This is a genomic window from Mesotoga sp. HF07.pep.5.2.highcov (genome assembly GCF_003666285.1).
GTDB classification, from domain to species: Bacteria; Thermotogota; Thermotogae; order Petrotogales; family Kosmotogaceae; genus Mesotoga; species Mesotoga prima.
In genome coordinates this window covers 1-788 of record NZ_JFHJ01000132.1, presented here as the reverse complement: position 1 = coordinate 788, position 788 = coordinate 1, and the positions used below count along the sequence as shown (strand labels likewise).

At 42.0% G+C, this 788-nt stretch carries 1 protein-coding gene; it reads right to left on the bottom strand.

Translation table 11 applies throughout. The features are described from left to right. Nucleotides 1-788 (bottom strand): POTRA domain-containing protein (locus BG32_RS02065; protein WP_310793858.1); only part of this gene is annotated, 788 nt, incomplete at both ends.

Sequence of the window (788 nt, the reverse complement as noted above, 5' to 3'; positions counted from 1 at the left end):
TCGAGCGCATCCTCACCAACAGGAACAGGGGCAATATCAACTTTTGAAAAGTAGCCGGTATTGTTCAAGAAAGCGTATGTATTTCTAAGCTCATCAAGCGACAATACATTGCCTTTCTGAATGACTATCTTGTCGACTATCAAATAATCCTGTGTCTTCTTAGGACCGTCGAATTCAACGGTTATGTCTCTTACTAAAGGCTCCGTAATCTTGATACTGAAGAAGCCGATCTTCTCATCAATAACTGGTTCTATCCTGATAAAAGGGTACCCTCTCTCAGTATATAAGTCCTGAACTGCTTGAATAGATCTCATCGCTACCTCGTTGTCTACTCTTTGACCTTCAGTGAGTCCCGTCTCTCTTAGGATTTCACCTTTCTGTAGATTGACGTTCCCCTCTATGAAGACGCTTCTGAGATCGAACTCTTCTTTTACATATTCAACCGGCGCAAAAGCAATGCTCATTGATAGCGCTCTGCTTTCTTTAACTCCCTCGGGAAGTGTTACCTGTCTTGCGTTTCTCAACGCGTTATTCAACGTAAGAATCATTGCCTGATAAGTCTCGTCATCAAATCCCCATTGACCGCTGGAATTCGCATAATATGTGCTGTAGACTGTCTGAACCATCATATTTATGTCGTCTAGCTTGGGCACGTACTTCTTCTTAGAATTTATCCATCTAACCAAAAATGATGTGTCATAATACTTCTTCAGGCAATCAATCTGCAATTTGCTCGACAGAAATGCCTTGGACTCATCAGATAGGGGTGCTTCAATCGATACTTCCCA